Consider the following 15643-nt stretch of genomic DNA (forward strand, 5'->3'; position numbering starts at 1 on the left):
GGTCGCTCATCCGGTCGGCAGTCGTAGTCCGGTGTCGGAGTGGAACGCGTGCACCTCGTCGGGGCTGGTGATCGCGACCTGGACGGTCTCGCCGAGCTTCGGTGGGGTGCGCCCGTCGACACGGACGACGAACCGTTCGGGCTCCTTGCCGACACGCACCGTGCCGTGCACGTACGCGTCCGCGCCGAGTTCCTCGACGAGCTCGACCGTCATCGCCGCGCCGTCCTCGCCGGCACCGGCCAGCCGCAACGATTCGGGCCGGACACCGAGAGTCAGGGTGTCACCCGAGGATGCCAACGTGGCGCGCGGCAGCGGAACACTGAGCCCGTCGAGATGTGCACCGTCGTCGCCGACCGCGACCGTCTTCAGGTTCATCGCCGGCGATCCGATGAACCCGGCGACGAAGGCGTTGACGGGACGTTCGTAGAGGTTGCGCGGGGTGTCGCACTGTTGCAGCGTGCCGTCCTTGAGTACCGCCACGCGATGTCCCATCGTCATCGCCTCGACTTGATCGTGCGTGACGTAGATCGTGGTGGTGCCGAGCCGATCCTGCAGTGAGGCGATGTTGGCGCGGGTCTCGATACGCAGTTTCGCATCCAGATTGGACAGTGGTTCGTCCATGAGGAACACCGACGGCTCGCGGACGATCGCCCGTCCCATCGCGACCCGCTGGCGTTGCCCGCCCGAGAGGGCCTTCGGCTTACGGTCCAGGTACGGCGTCAGCTCGAGCAGGTCGGCCGCGTGCCGTACCCGTTCGGTGATGGCGGACTTGGACTCTCCCTTGAGCTTCAACGCGAAGCTCATGTTCTCGGCGACCGTCATGTGCGGGTACAGCGCATAGGACTGGAACACCATCGCGATGTCGCGGTTCTTCGGCGGAACATCGGTGACGTCGCGGTCGTCGATGTGGATGGCGCCCTCGTCGACCTCCTCCAGTCCCGCGAGCATGCGCAACGCCGTCGACTTTCCCGACCCCGACGGGCCGACCAGAACGAGGAACTCGCCGTCGGCGACCGCCAGATCCAGTTCGTCGACCGCCCGTACCGGGGGTGAACCCGGATACAGCCGCGATGCGCGCCGGTAACTGACCTCTGCCATGGAAATCACCCTTCGCCGTGGGCGCCGGACCTCGTCGGCCGACGTCGGATCCGGCCGCGGGTCGGCCGCCTGCGGACGTTGCCGCCCGGCCACGCGCCGGAAAGGCCGCACGACACCGCATGCTGCAGCCGGACGCCGAACCGGATACCGATGAGACTGTATACGGTGAATGAAACTTTCATGCAAGTCTTGACTTCGCTTGCCCGGCCGGTCACTCTGCTGTGCTCGAGGCGCGTCTCAGCGAGGAGAACCCGGGCTCCTCGGCCATCCGCTCCCTGCGAACGCTGGAGGTCTCGTGCGATCCCGCCTGCCCGCAATCCTGTCCACGGCAATACTCGCGGCCGGTCTCACCGCCGGAACGGCCGGCCCCGTCGCAGCCGCTCCTCCCGGTGATCCGGACGAGGACGTCATCGCGAACCTGTTCCAGTGGAACTGGGACTCGGTCGCGGCCGAGTGCACGAACAACCTGGGCCCCGGCGGTTTCGGCGGTGTCCAGGTGTCGCCGCCCGCCGAGTCGGCCTCGGTCGAGAACCATCCGTGGTGGGACGTCTATCAGCCCGTCAGCTACGACCTGACCAGCAGACTCGGCGACCGGGCCGACTTCGCGGCCATGGTCGAGGCCTGTGACGCGGCAGGTGTCGACGTGTACGTCGACGCGGTCATCAACCACATGACCGGCCAGGATTCCGGTGGTACCGGCTACGGCGGCACGACGTTCCCGGACAAGTACACCTACGACGGCAGGTACTCGGTCGGCGACTTCCACCACCATCCCGACGACTGCCCGAATCCGAGCGGCGAGGTGGAGAACTACGACGACCTCGCCGAAGTGCAGAACTGCGAGCTGCTCGGCCTCGCCGACCTCGACACGGGCGACGAGTACGTGCGCGACGAGATCGCGAGCTACCTCAACGACCTGATCTCGATGGGTGTCGACGGGTTCCGTATCGACGCCGCCAAGCACATCCCCGCGGGCGACATCGCGGCGATCACGAGCCGGCTGGACGGCGATCCGTACGTGTACCAGGAGGTCATCCCGGGTGGTGCGGTGGACCTCGACGATTACCGCAGCAACGGTGACCTGCTCGAATTCACCTACGGGCGCAAGCTCGCCGAGCAGTTCCGCGGCACCATCGCCGACCTGCGGACCTTCGGCGAGTCGTGGGGCATGCAGCCGAGTGCCGACTCGGTGGCGTTCGTCGACAACCACGACACCGAGCGCGACGGCAGCACCCTGTCGTACAAGGACGGCAGGACCTACCTGCTGGCCAACGTCTTCTCGCTGGCCTGGGACCACGGCACGCCGCAGGTGTTCGCCGGATTCACCTTTTCCGGTCGCGACCAGGCGCCGCCGTCGAACGCCGACGGCACCGTCACCGACGTCGACTGCAGCGACGAGGCGTGGACCTGCACGACCCACGACCCGGCGATCCTCGGCATGGTCGGCTGGCACAACGCCGTCAAGGGCACGCAGGTGCAGAACTGGTGGAGTGACGGCGCGAACCTGATCGCGTTCAACCGCGGCGACAAGGGCTTCGTGACCATCAACAACTCGGACGAGGAGGTCACGCGCTGGTTCGACACAGGCCTGCCTGCCGGAACCTACTGCGACGACGTGCACGACGGGTGCGAGAAGTACACCGTCAACGCCGACGGCTGGACGCGGATCACGCTCGAAGCCAAGGACGCCGTCGCTTTCCATAGGTGACTGAAAGTTTCTGCAAGTACTTGCAGGAGCGGTCATCGGCTGATTAGCCTCCCGGGTAATTCCGGACCCCACCGGTCTCAACGAGGAGAACCATGACGCGAGCTACACCAGCGACCCGCATGGCGACGGCGTTCGCCGCGGTCACCGCACTGACCCTGGCCGGTTGCGGCGGGGGCGGCACGGACCAGAGCGACGCCGCAGCGAAGGCGGCCAACGACCCGCAGTCCGTGTCCGGCACCGTCACGTGGTGGGACACCTCGGACGCAACCAACGAGTCGCCGGCCTTCAAGCAACTGGTCAAGCGATTCGAGAAGAAGTACCCGAAGATCGACGTCGAGTACGTCAACGTGCCCTTCGACGGTGCCGACGACAAGTTCAAGACCGCGGCGCAGTCGGGCGACGGCGCACCGGACGTGATGCGTGCCGACGTCGGATGGACGCCGACCTTCGCCGCGCTCGGGTACCTCCAGCCGCTCGACGGCACGCCCGCGCTCGACGGCGCCGACGACTACCTGCCGACGCCGATGAAGAGCAACGAGTACCAGGGCAAGACCTACGGGGTCCCGGAGGTCACCGACACCCTCAGCCTGCTCTACAACAAGAAGCTCTTCGCCGAGGCAGGCGTGCAGGAACCGCCGAAGACCTGGGACGAGGTCGAGACGGTGGCGAAGAAGATCGAACGGAAGGAGCCCGGCACCACCGGCATCTTCATCAACGCCGACTCGTACTTCCTCCTGCCGTTCCTCTACGGCGAGGGCGGCGACGTCGTCGACACCGGCACCAAGCGCATCACCCTCGACAGCCCCGCGATGAAGAGCGCGGTCGAGACCTCGAAGGAGCTGTCCGCCCGCGGTGTCGGCACGACCGACACCAGCGCGAACAAGTACACCAACATGCTCGACGGCTTCAAGAGCGGCGACGTCGCCATGATGCTCAACGGGCCGTGGTCGGTGTCGGACATCCTCACCGGCAGCGCGTACTCCGACCCCGGAAACCTCGGTGTCGCCACGGTTCCCGGTGGTCCCGAGGGCAGGGGAGGGCCCGTCGGCGGCCACAACCTCACGGTGTACGCCGGTTCGCCCGACCTGGCCGCGTCCTACCTGTTCGTGAAGTTCATGAACTCGCCGGAAAGCCAGGCCCTGGTGGCGAAGGAGAACAGCACGCTGCCGACCCGGGAGTCCGTCTACGACATGCCGGGCGTCAAGGACAACCAGGTGGTCTCCCAGTTCCAGGGGCCGATGGAGTCGGCGAAGCCGCGGCCCTCGGCACCGGGGGCGGGCGATCTCTACGACATGTTCACGCCCTTCTACGAGCAGATCATGGGCGGTCAGACGCCCGTCGCGGACGGTCTTGAGCAGGCGCAGCGAAAGGCGAAGGGCGCAGTGCCCGGCTTCCAGTCATGACGACATCCACTACCCGCCCGCAGGCCGGGGTGGCGCCGCCGGTGCCGCCACCCCGGCGCCGGGTGCGCGGACTGCTGACGCGTCACTGGTACGCGTGGGCCATGGTCACCCCGGTGGTGGTCGTGATCGGCGCACTCGTGATGTTCCCCCTGGTCAAAGGCATCTACCTGTCGTTGACGGATGCCACCGAGATGAACAGCGGCCGCACGATCGGTGTCAACGAGATCCCGGCGACGTACTCGTTCGTGGGGTTCGAGAACTACATCGACGTGCTCTCCGGCTCGGACGGTGCGTTCTACTCGCGGCTACTGTGGACGGTCCAGTGGACGGTTGCCTGCGTGACACTGCACTTCACGATCGGTCTCGGGCTCGCATTGCTGCTCAACCGTGCGATGCGGCTGCGCGGGTTGTATCGGATGCTGCTGATCCTGCCGTGGGCAGTGCCGCCGTTCGTCGCGGCGTTCGGCTGGCGGCTCATCCTCAACGAGCAGGGCGGCGTCGCCAACTCGGTGCTCGGACTGTTCGGCATCGACGCCGTCAACTGGCTCGGCGAACCGTTGGCGGCCAAGATCTCGGTGATCATGGTGAACGTCTGGCTCGGCGTGCCGTTCATGATGGTCGCGCTGCTCGGCGGGCTGCAGACCGTGTCGAAGGACCTGTACGAGGCGGCCGAAATGGACGGTGCGACGGCGTGGCAGCAGTTCCGCGCAGTGACACTGCCGGGCCTGCGGCCGGTGTCGGGCACGGTGATCCTGCTCGGCACGATCTGGACGTTCAACCAGTTCCCCGTGATCGCGCTGCTGACCGGCGGCGGCCCGGGAGGATCCACGAACATCCTGGTCACGGAGGCGTATGAGCGCGCGTTCCAAGGCATCCGTGACTATTCGGGCGCAGCGACGTACGGCGCGCTGATCGCCTCGATGCTGGTGGTGTTCGCGTTCTTCTACAAGCGCTGGCTCGCCAAGCAGTCCGAGGAGGTGTTCGGATGAGCACGCGCAGCTGGAAGGCATCGGCGGGGCTGCACATCACACTGGTGTTCGCCAGCGTCATCGCCGTGTTCCCGGTGGCGTGGGTCGCGCTCACCTCGCTCAAGACCGACCGCGCGACGTGGACCCGGCCGGAGAAGCTCGGCACGCTGGGCGTTTCCAACTACACCCAGGTTCTCGGCGAAACGCGGTTCCTGACATGGTTCGGCAACTCGCTGGTCGTCGCGGCGGGCACCACCGTGCTCGGTGTGCTGATCGCGGCCAGTGCCGGCTATGCGGCCTCGCGCATGCGGTTCCCGGGGAAGCGGCCTCTCATGTGGACGTTCCTGGTGACGCAGATGTTCCCCGCCGCCGTGCTGATCGTGCCGTTGTACAACGTGATGTCGGACCTCGGCCTGCTCGACTCGTACGGCGGGCTGATCCTCGCGCAGTGCACGATCGCCGTGCCGTACTGCGCGTGGATGCTCAAGGGCTACTTCGACACGATTCCCGTCTCGATCGACGAGGCGGGCCGCATCGACGGGCTCAGCCCGCTGGGCACGTTCTGGCGGCTGATCGTCCCGCTGGCCCGGCCCGGTATCTCGGTGACGGTGTTCTACTCGTTCATCACGGCGTGGGGCGAGGTCGCGTTCGCGAGCGTGTTCATGCAGAGCGAGGGTCATTACACGCTGCCGATCGGGATGGCCACGTTCGTCAGTGACTTCAAGGCCGAATGGGGCCTGCTCACCGCCGGTTCGGTCCTCGTGATGCTGCCGACCGCGGCCGTGTTCTTCCTGGTACAGCGCCATCTCGTCGCCGGTCTCACCGCCGGCGGAGTCAAGAGTTAGGAGTTCGATGGATCCGCAGTGGTGGAAACACGCCGTCATCTACCAGGTCTACGTGCGCAGCTTCGCCGACGCGAACGGCGACGGTGTCGGTGATCTGAACGGTGTGCGCTCACGTCTGGGCTACCTGGCCGACCTGGGCATCGACGCCGTGTGGCTGACCCCGTTCTACGCCTCGCCGATGGCCGACGGCGGCTACGACGTCGCCGACTATCGCACCGTCGACCCGCTGTTCGGCGACCTCGCCGACGCCGAGGCCCTGATCGGCGAGGCACACGAGTACGGGCTGCGCGTCATCGTCGACATCGTGCCCAACCACACGTCGTCGCAGCACCCGTGGTTCCAGGAGGCGCTGCGTGCGGAGCCGGGCTCGGAGGCCCGCGAGCGGTACCTGTTCCGCGAAGGCCGTGACGGCGGTCCGCCCAACGACTGGGAGTCCGTGTTCGGCGGTCCGGCGTGGACACAGGTCGACGACGGCCAGTGGTATCTGCACCTGTTCGACCCCGCCCAGCCGGACCTCAACTGGGAACACCCGGAAGTGCGTGCCGAGTTCGAGGACATCCTGCGGTTCTGGCTCGACCGCGGCGTCGACGGCATCCGCATCGACGTGGCCCACGGGATGGTCAAGGCACCAGGGCTGCCCGACACCGGGACGAGTGACCAGATCGGCCTGCTCACGAAGGCGGAACTGCCGTACTTCGACCAGGACGGCGTGCACGAGATCTACCGGCAGTGGCGGAAGATCCTCGATTCGTACGACGGGATGCGCATCGGCGTCGCCGAGGCGTGGGTGCGCAGTGCCGAGCGCATGGCCCGCTACCTGCGGCCGGACGAGCTGCACCAGTCGTTCAACTTCCACTACGCGGAGGCGCAGTGGTCGGCGGCCGAGTTCCGGGAGGTCGTCGACGCCTCGCTCGAAGCGGTGGACGCGGTCGGCGCGGCCAGCACGTGGGTGCTGTCCAATCACGACATGCAGCGGCACGTGACCCGTTTCGGCGGCGGCGAGGCCGGGTTGCGCAGGGCACGTGCGGCGACGCTGTTCACACTGGCCCTGCCCGGCTCGACATACGTGTACCAGGGGGAGGAACTGGGCCTTCCGGAAGTCACCGACCTGCCGGACGAAGTTCTCGCCGATCCGGTGTGGGAGCGCTCCGGTCACACCGACCGTGGCAGGGACGGCTGCCGGGTCCCGCTCCCGTGGTCCGGTGAGGCGTCGCCGTTCGGCTTCGGCGGCACGCCGTGGCTGCCGCAGCCGGAACGGTGGGCGGACCTGACGGTCGAGGCGCAGCGAGGCGTGCCGGATTCGACGTTCGAGCTCTACCGCCAGGCGTTGCGGCTGCGGCGCGGGATTCCCGGCGACGGACTGGTGTGGCTCGAATCCGGCCCGGACGTGTTGGCGTTCCGCAGGGGCGAGTTCACCTGCGCGATCAACTTCGGCTCGGTACCCGCGAGGATCGAGAGTCCGGGACGACTACTGTTGACCAGTGCCGCATCCGACCCGACCGCCGACCCCACCGTCCTGCCGCCGGAGAGCGCGGCATGGTGGACCGGAGACCTCGATGACTGACAAGCCCCTCGACGCCGTACGCCTCACCGACATCGCCGAGCGGGCGAAGGTCAGTGAGGCCACGGCGAGCCGGGTGCTCAACGGGAAGTCGGGTGTGGCGCCCGCCACACGGCAAGCCGTGCTCACGGCGATGGACGAGCTCGGTTACGAGCGGCCCAGCCGGACCAAGCAGCGCAGCTCCGGGCTCATCGGGCTGATCATCCCGGAGCTCGACAACCCGATCTTCCCCGCGTTCGCGCAGGTGATCGACCGTACGCTCAGCATGCGCGGCTACACGTCGGTGCTGTGCACGCAGACCCCGGGAGGGGCCACGGAGGACGAGTTCGTCGAGACGCTCACGGACCGAGGGGTGTCGGGCATCGTGTTCGTGTCGGGACTGCACGCCGACACCACCGCGAGTCACGCCCGCTACGAAGGGCTCGTGGCGTCCGGGCTGCCGCTGGTGTTCCTCAACGGCTACGCCCGGGACATCGCGGCTCCGTTCTTCTCCGACGACGACGGGGCCGCGGTCGAGCTCGCGCTGGCACACCTGCGCGCGCTCGGGCACGAGCGCATCGGGCTGGCGGTCGGCCCGCAACGGTTCGTTCCCGCGCAGCGCAAGGCGGCCCGGTTCCGGGAGCTGATGGCGCCCACGGTCGGCGGCGAGGAGGACGCGGACGCGCTCGTCGTGCATTCGCTGTTCTCCGTCGAAGGTGGGCATTCGGCCGCGTGGCACCTGCTGGAGCAGGGCTGCACCGCGGTTGTGTGCGGCAGTGATCTCATGGCGTTGGGCGCGATCAGGGCCGCGCGCAAGCGTGGCCTGTCGGTGCCGGGGGACTTCTCCGTGGTCGGCTACGACGACTCGCCGCTGATCGCGTTCGCCGACCCGCCGTTGACGACCGTCCAGCAACAGGTTCCCGCGATGGCCACCGCCGCCGTGCGCACCCTGCTCGACGAGATCGCGGGCGCCAGCGTGCCGACAGGGGAGTACCTCTTCCAGCCGGAGCTCGTCGTGCGCGGTTCGACGGCGGCGAAGAAGACACAGCCCGCGCCGCGGTGACCGGGCCCGGGGCCGCCGTCGTCGTCGGGCAGACGGCCCCGGGCGCCGGAGTCATTCCTGATGCGGCGCCTTGTAGTTCTTCGCGTCCTCGGACTCGAACAACGGCTTGACGTACGTGACGCCACCCTTGACGGAGGCGTCCGGTTTCGCCACGTAGACCTCCCTGGTCGCCGGTGCGCCCGGTGTCGAGAAGTCCAGCTCCGCGACGAGGTCGCCGGTGTCGGCCGAGGTCGTCTCCTGCAACGCGTCGTGGACGCCGGAGCGGGTCATGTCCTTGTTCTCGCACGCCTTCTCCAGCACGGCGCCCCACACCTCGGCGACCGCGTAGCCGTAGGGGACACCCGCGTTCGGCGGCTCGGTGTAGCCCGCGGCGTCGAACTTCTGCGCGACGTCCTTCATCTTCGGGATGTCCGCCGAGAACGGCACGCTGCTGGCCACGACGTAGAGATTGTCGAGGGCACCGGCCGCGGGACTGTTGTGCAGCAGCGGATCGAACGTCGGGTTGTTGCCGAGGATCGGCACGTTCAGCCCGAGCGCCTTGTTGGCGGCGGCCACCGACCCGGTCTGCGTCGGCGTCGTGGTCAGCGTGATCGCCTCGACGCCCTGCCCCCGCAGCCCGGTGACCACGTTCGTCAGATCGTTGTCACTGGAGGTGATCTTGACTTCCTTCAGGTTCAGATCGTGTTGCTTCGCGTAGTACCGCGCGCCCCGCAGCCCGTTGGCGCCGTACTCGCCGTCGATGTAGATGTGACCGATGGTGTCGCCGTCGGAGAGCATGCCCTCGTCCTGCAGATACGACAGCCCGTTGATCATCTCGACGTCGTAGGTGGTCCCCACGACCATCAGGTACGGATTGCTCAGCAGCTCCGAGGACCACGACGTCGGGGTGGTCGTCATCTCGTCGGCTTCGAGGTCCTCGCTCAACGCGGCCGTGACCGGCGACCCGACGAGCTGCACCAGCCCGAGCACCTTCGGTTCGATCTGCGGGTACAGGGTCTTCGCGGTGTCGGCCTTGTAGCCGTGGTCGACGATCTCCAGTTTCAGATCGCGCCCGCAGATGCCGCCGCCGGCGTTGACGTCCTCCACCCACAGCTGGTTGCCGTGCGTGATTCCGGTCGACAGTGCCTTGAACGGGCCGGTCTGGTCGGTCATCACGCCGAGTGTGATCTCGGAATCGGTGACGCCGACATCCGTCGTCACACCGCCCGCCCCTTCGGTGCCGCCGTCGGAACCACCGCCTTTGGTGCCGCACGCGGTCAGTACGAGCGCCGCAGCGCACGTGATCGCCAGTGTTCGTCTCATGTCGGATCCTTTCCACGGCGCGTGAGTCCCGCGATTCGGCGGCCGATCGCCGCCAGGCCCCCCGGTTCGAAGAGCACGACGAGCACGATGGCCGCGCCGTACACGAAAGAGCTGATCAGGATGGGTGTGAAGGCGTTCTCGCCGGTTCCGGTGAACCAGCCGAGATCCGTGGAGTACAGCGCGAGCACCTGCGGCAGGCCGTTGACGAGTACCGCTCCGACGAGCGCCCCGGAGACCGACCCGAGGCCCCCGATGATGATCATCGCCAGGTAGGCGATCGACACGTTGATGCCGTAGGTGCCGAACTCGCTCTCGTCGGGTTTGAGAATGTCGAACCACAACACGGTCATCACACCCGCCAGGCCCGCGTACGCCGACGACACGGCGAACACGCCGGCCTTCACCCCGGGCACGCTGATGCCCATGGCCGCCGCGGCCGACTCGTTGTCGCGCACGGCCCGCCACGCCCTGCCGATGCGGCCGCCGACCGCGCCGCGCGCGAGCAGGAACGCCACCACGACGAGCGCGAGGAACAGATACCAGACGCGTTCGGTCTCCCGAATGGGAACGCCGAGGATCTCCAGCTCGCCCTCGTTGGAGAACGGGAAGCCGAACAGCTCGAACGACGCGGGCGGCCTCCCGGTGGACGTGCCACCGGTCAGCGACTCGGCCGACTGTCCCAAGTAGAGCCCGAGGAACACCAGCGCGAGCGAGGCGACACCGAGGTAGATACCGCGCAGCCGCGCGGCGACGGGAGCGAACGCCAGTCCCAGCACGGCGGTGACCGCGACGGCGCCGACGAGCGCGAGCAGCGGATCGAGACCGAAGCCGACCAGTTCGGGATCACCGGTGGGCCCGGACAACACGGTGTAGGACGTGGCACCGGCGAGCAGGAAGAAGGCGTGCGCCAGCGACAGCTGCCCCGCCTGTCCGGTCAGCAGCGTCAGTCCCATCGCGCCGACGGCGCCGACCATCATGTACTGCCCGGCCTTGAGCCACTGCGCCTCCAGGTACAGCGGTAGTGCGAGCAGCACGACGAACAGGGCCAGCCACAGTGCCAGGCGGATCCACCAGCCGAGGTCCCGGCGCGGCTTCGGCGACGGTGCGGCGACCGGGACGTCGAGGGTGTCGGTGCGATCAGACACGGGTCGTCTCCTTCGTCCCGAACAGCCCCGACGGGCGGACGACCAGAACCACCAGCATCACGAGGAACACCGCGCTCTTGGCGAAGGCGAACGAGACGTACTCGGTGGACAGTGCGTCGACGAGACCGACGACGAGCCCGCCGACCACCGCCCCCGCGGTGGAGTCGAGCCCGCCGATGATCGCGGCGGGGAACGCGGCGAGGGCGATCGAGTGCGTCCCCCTGGACAGGCCGGCACCCGAGAAGTCCTGCGTCGCGATGAACAGCACCGCCACGCCCGCCAGCAGGCCCGCGACCAGCCACGCCGACGAGGTGACGACCCAGCTGCGCACCCCGGAGAGGGCGGCCGCCTCCTTGTTCTCCGCCTGCGCGCGCATCGCGATACCCCAGTTCGAGTACCGGAAGGCGAGGAAGAACAGGGTGATCAGCACCGTCGCCACGACGATCGCGACCAGGTGGGTGCGGAACATCGTGACGCCGCCGACCTGGAGCGGCTGAGCGTCCCACGCGTCGCCGATGAACGGCAGCGAGACGCCGAGCCTGCGCACGATCTCCTCGGTGATGATCACGTCCACGCCGATGGTCAACAGCGCCAGGCTGAACGGGGAGGCCAGCCTGGACCGCGACAGCAACAGGCGTTCCACGAGCAGCGCCAGCAATCCTGCCGACAGGACACCGACGACCGCGGCACCGGCCCACCCGAGCGTCTCGCGGGTGACCACGACGAGGTAACCGCCGAACAGCACGAGCGACCCGTGCGCGAAGTTGACCACCTCGGTGGCCTTGAAGATGATCACGAAGCCCAGGGCGAGCAGCGCGAAGACCGCGCCCTTGCCGAGGCCGTTGACGACCAGCTGTACGAACGTGTCCACTACCCGGCCTCCGTACCGTCACTGCTGTCGGTGCCCAGATATGCGCGTACGACCTCGGGGTCGGACTGCACCTCGGCGGGCGGCCCGTCGGCGATGACGCGCCCGAAGTCGAGGACCGTCACGCGATCGGCGATACCCATCACCAGGCCCATGTCGTGCTCGACGAGCAGGATCGAGATGTCGAGTTCCTCGCGTATCTCGCGGATCGTGTCGGCCAGCTCGGCGGTCTCCGCGGCGTTCATGCCCGCCGCGGGTTCGTCGAGCAGGAGCAGTGCGGGCTCGACGGCCAGCGCTCTGGCGATGTCCACGCGCTTCACCGCGCCGTAGGGCAGTGCGCCCGCGGGCGTGTGCAGCGCCGCACCGAGCCCGAGGAACTCGCAGATCTCGGCCGCCCGCTCGGTGTGCCTGCGCTCCTGCTTCCGCACCCACGGCAACTGCAGCCCGCACTCCAGGAAACCGCCGCGGGTGAGCGAGTACCTGCCGAGCATGACGTTGTCGAGCACCGTCGACTGTGGAGAGAGAGCGGCGTTCTGGAACGCTCTGCCGATGCCGCGTTTCGCGAGCCGGTTCGGCCGGATGCCGGTGATGTCGTGCTCACCGAACCGCACCCGGCCCTCGCCCGCGCGGTACAGGCCGCTGATGACGTTGAAACAGCTCGACTTCCCCGCGCCGTTGGGTCCGATGAGCGCATGCAACGAGCCGGGGTGGACGGCGAACGACACGGCGTCGAGGGCGCGCAACCCGCCGAACCGCAGCGTCACGTTCTCGACCGCGAGCTCGGCCCCGCTCATCCCGACCACCTCGACAACCTGCGCTTGGCCGAACGTTGCTCGTGTGCGGCCTCCACCTGGCGCTCGGCCTCGGCCTCGGATTCCGCGTGGCCGCCGAGGTAGAGCCGCTGCACGTCCTCGCTCTCGGCCAGCTCGTCCGCCGGTGCCGAGAGCGCGAGCGTGCCGACCTCCAGCACCGCGGCGTGGTCGGCGACCCCGAGCGCCATGACGGCGTTCTGTTCGACCAGCACCACCGCGGTGCCCTGCTCGTGGATGTCCCGGATGATCGCGGCGATCCGCTCGACGATCTTGGGGGCCAGGCCGAGCGACGGTTCGTCGAGCAGCAGCAGTCTCGGACTCGACATCAGCGCCCTGCCGATGGCGAGCATCTGCTGTTCGCCGCCGGACAGCAGGCCCGCGCGCTGGCTCGCACGATCGGCCAGCACGGGGAAGAGCTCGTGCACACGCCGGCTCGCCGCGGTGCGTTCGGCGGCCGACCGCGCGCCGATCCCACCGGCGCGCAGGTTCTCCTCCACGCTCATCCGCGCGAAGATCTGACGCCCCTCCGGGACACCGACGACGCCCTGCCGCACGACGGCCGCCGGGTCGAGCTTGTCGAGACGCGTGCCGTCGTAGTGGATCTCACCTCCGGTGACGGAGCCGCGGTGCAGCCCCAGCGTGCCCGAGACAGCGCGCAGCAGCGTCGACTTGCCCGCTCCGTTGCTGCCCAGCACTGCCAGCACGCCGTCGTCGGGCACGTCCAGGTCGATGCCGTGGAGCGCGGAGACGGAACGCCCGTAGCGCACCCGCAGGTTCCGTACGGTCAGCACGATCGCTCCCTGGTCCGGGGGTTGATGCGCACGCCACTCCTCCCGCCGAGTGACTGGCGTCACTGCCAGTGACGCGTAATCCTGCGACTCCGGGAGGAAGGCGCATACCTCCACGTGGAGAGCCAGTGCACAACGAACCGGACACGATGCCGGCAACAACCGGTGTCAGAGCAGCCCGGCCTCGCTCGCCTTGCCGATCGCTTCGACCCGGTTGCGCGCGCCGAGCTTGTGCAGCGCCGACTGCAGGTACGTCTTGACGGTGTTGCGCGTCAGCCCCGTCACGTCGGCGATCTCCGGGTTGGTGCGCCCCTGGGCGGCGAGGCGCAGCACCTCGTATTCACGGCGCGTGAGGCCGCTGCGGGCGAGCGCGTCGGAACGTTGCCCCGCGTCGGGCATGATCCGCGGGTCGATGACCCGTTCGCCGCGCAGCACCCGGCGCAACGCGGCGACCAGGTCCGTACCGGCGACGTCCTTGAGGAGCCCGCCGTGCGCGCCCGCCTCGAGCGCGGCGACCACGCCCTGGTGATCGCCGTGAGCGGTGAACACGACGACCCGCACCCCGGGATGGGCGGCGCGCAGTCCCGCCACGACCTCGGGCGCGAGCATGTCGGGCAGCCGCAGGTCGAGCAGGACCAGGTCCGGTCGCAGCTCGGCCACCCGTTCGATGGCGGCGTGCCCCGATTCGGCCGCTCCGGCGATCGTCAACGTCGGGTCGGTGCGCAACAGGAGCGTGACGCCGTCGCGCACCACCGGGTGGTCGTCGACGACGAGCACGGTGGCGGTCACGACGCCGCACCGTCGACGTCGGGGATCCAGGCGCGCAACGTGCAGCCGCCGTCGTCGTCGCGCACCAGGCTGACGTTGCCGCCGACGCGCACCGCTCGCTGCGCCAGCGACCGCACCCCGAGGCCGGTGCTGACCTCCGGGCCGTCGTGGCCACCCTCGCCGTTGTGGACGCTGACGCCGTCGTCCGCCACCACGACCTGGATGCCGCCGTCGCTCGGGCCGAGGCTCACCACCACGGAGTAGGCGCGCGCGTGCTTCTCGACGTTCAGCAGCCCCTCGCGGACCACCTGGACGAGCAACGAGGTGCGCTCGGCGTCCATCGGCGGTACGGGCGCGAGCTGTACGAACCGTGCGGGCACGCCCGTGCGGGCCTCGAACGACCGGGCATGCTCGGCCAGCTCCACCGGCAACGCCCGCTCCGGCGTGGTCTCGGCCAGCGCGAGCAGGGACTCGCGCAGTGCGCTCGACGCGGCCGACACGTCCTCCTCCAGGCGCCGCAGCCGGTGGTCCAGCACCGGATTGTCCCGGATCGCCTCGTGCAGATCGCGCACCTGCGCGCCGATGGAGAACAGCAGCGCGCCCACGGAGTCGTGCAGTGCGCTGCGCATCCGCTGCCGTTCGCCGGCGACGGCGTCGGACCGGCACGCCTCGGCCGCGTCGGCGAGGCGCAGCGCGTTGGCGGCCCGCCCTGCGATGCCTTCGAGCGCCGTGACCGCGTCGTCGCCGAAATCGGCGGGCCTGCGCATGGCCGCGTAGGCGACGGCGACCGTCTGCTCCACGCCGCCGCGCGAGCCGAGGATCGGCACGGCCACCATCGCGCCGAGGCCCTCACCCCGCACCTGGGCGTCGAACTGATGCGTGATCGTGGGCGACTGCACGTAGTCCGTGACGCGCACCGGCCGGCCCAGCGCGAGGACCCGGCCACCGATGCCCTGGCCGATCGGCACCGAGAGATTGCGCAACTGGTCGGTGCGGTTTCCCGAGAGCCAGCGGATCACCGCCTCGTCGGGACTCTCGAGGTCGGCGACGAATCCGGAATCGGTGCCGAGGGTGTCCCGGATGCGCCGTGCCGTGCCGTTCAACGCCACCACCCGGTCCAGCACGGTCAGCAGGTCGTCGCGTTGGCGCAACAGTCCGTCGAGTACTTCGCCGTGCTCGACGGCCCGTTCCGTTGCGCGCCGTTTCTCGGCGGACATTCCGACACTATAAGCCAGGCGTGTCGGAATGCATACGACGAATTCCGGCACGCAGAGATTCTCGACAATGATTCACTGCTCGCGTGTGAGTGGAAACAATAATCACCACAATTGATAG

At 68.7% G+C, this 15643-nt stretch carries 14 protein-coding genes; 6 read left to right on the forward strand and 8 right to left on the reverse strand.

The features are described from left to right. Positions 1-6 precede the first annotated feature (6 nt). On the reverse strand, positions 7-1098 hold the full coding sequence (locus LY12_RS00740) for an ABC transporter ATP-binding protein (RefSeq protein WP_253852596.1): 1092 nt from the start codon (positions 1096-1098) through the stop codon (positions 7-9). Between the two features lie 295 nt (positions 1099-1393). On the opposite strand from LY12_RS00740, the gene LY12_RS00745 reads away from it, so the two are divergent. The 6 genes from LY12_RS00745 to LY12_RS00770 all read left to right on the forward strand — a co-directional run bounded on the left by LY12_RS00745 (position 1394) and on the right by LY12_RS00770 (position 8625). Further along, positions 1394-2806, forward strand: a complete 1413-nt coding sequence (locus tag LY12_RS00745; RefSeq protein ID WP_253852597.1) for an alpha-amylase — start codon at positions 1394-1396, stop codon at positions 2804-2806. A gap of 92 nt (positions 2807-2898) precedes the next feature. After that, positions 2899-4209, forward strand: a complete 1311-nt coding sequence (locus LY12_RS00750) for an extracellular solute-binding protein (protein ID WP_253852598.1) — start codon at positions 2899-2901, stop codon at positions 4207-4209. Further along, positions 4206-5198 carry a carbohydrate ABC transporter permease gene (locus LY12_RS00755; RefSeq protein ID WP_253852599.1) on the forward strand — a complete coding sequence of 331 codons (993 nt, stop codon included), beginning with the start codon at positions 4206-4208 and terminating at the stop codon, positions 5196-5198. Before LY12_RS00750 ends, LY12_RS00755 begins: the two co-directional genes overlap by 4 nt. Continuing rightward, a complete protein-coding gene (locus tag LY12_RS00760; protein ID WP_253852600.1) occupies positions 5195-6022 on the forward strand; it encodes a sugar ABC transporter permease in 828 nt (275 codons plus the stop codon). Before LY12_RS00755 ends, LY12_RS00760 begins: the two co-directional genes overlap by 4 nt. A 7-nt stretch (positions 6023-6029) precedes the next feature. Then, positions 6030-7586: a glycoside hydrolase family 13 protein gene (locus LY12_RS00765; RefSeq protein WP_253852601.1), complete on the forward strand. Its 1557-nt coding sequence runs from the start codon at positions 6030-6032 to the stop codon at positions 7584-7586. Continuing rightward, entirely contained in the window at positions 7579-8625 is a 1047-nt protein-coding gene (locus LY12_RS00770) for a LacI family DNA-binding transcriptional regulator (RefSeq protein WP_253852602.1), read from the forward strand. The genes LY12_RS00765 and LY12_RS00770 overlap by 8 nt, the downstream gene beginning before the upstream one ends. Positions 8626-8676: 51 nt before the next feature. Here the strand turns inward: LY12_RS00770 and LY12_RS00775 are convergent, their stop codons facing one another. The 7 genes from LY12_RS00775 to LY12_RS00805 form a co-directional block, all read right to left on the reverse strand. Then, entirely contained in the window at positions 8677-9927 is a 1251-nt protein-coding gene (locus LY12_RS00775) for an ABC transporter substrate-binding protein (RefSeq protein ID WP_253852603.1), read from the reverse strand. Then, positions 9924-11072, reverse strand: coding sequence for a branched-chain amino acid ABC transporter permease (locus tag LY12_RS00780; protein WP_253852604.1), 1149 nt, complete (start codon positions 11070-11072; stop codon positions 9924-9926). The genes LY12_RS00775 and LY12_RS00780 overlap by 4 nt, the downstream gene beginning before the upstream one ends. Beyond that, positions 11065-11943, reverse strand: coding sequence for a branched-chain amino acid ABC transporter permease (locus LY12_RS00785; protein ID WP_253852605.1), 879 nt, complete (start codon positions 11941-11943; stop codon positions 11065-11067). Before LY12_RS00785 ends, LY12_RS00780 begins: the two co-directional genes overlap by 8 nt. Then, complete coding sequence (locus tag LY12_RS00790) at positions 11943-12734, reverse strand: ABC transporter ATP-binding protein (RefSeq protein WP_253852606.1); 792 nt, start codon at positions 12732-12734, stop codon at positions 11943-11945. Before LY12_RS00790 ends, LY12_RS00785 begins: the two co-directional genes overlap by 1 nt. Next, complete coding sequence (locus tag LY12_RS00795; protein WP_253852607.1) at positions 12731-13543, reverse strand: ABC transporter ATP-binding protein; 813 nt, start codon at positions 13541-13543, stop codon at positions 12731-12733. The genes LY12_RS00790 and LY12_RS00795 overlap by 4 nt, the downstream gene beginning before the upstream one ends. Before the next feature lie 165 nt (positions 13544-13708). After that, a complete protein-coding gene (locus LY12_RS00800; RefSeq protein ID WP_253852608.1) occupies positions 13709-14329 on the reverse strand; it encodes a response regulator in 621 nt (206 codons plus the stop codon). Next, on the reverse strand, positions 14326-15525 hold the full coding sequence (locus LY12_RS00805; RefSeq protein ID WP_253852609.1) for a GAF domain-containing sensor histidine kinase: 1200 nt from the start codon (positions 15523-15525) through the stop codon (positions 14326-14328). The genes LY12_RS00800 and LY12_RS00805 overlap by 4 nt, the downstream gene beginning before the upstream one ends. Positions 15526-15643 lie beyond the last annotated feature (118 nt).

It is taken from the genome of Prauserella alba, from assembly GCF_024171735.1.
GTDB classification, from domain to species: Bacteria; Actinomycetota; Actinomycetes; order Mycobacteriales; family Pseudonocardiaceae; genus Prauserella; species Prauserella alba.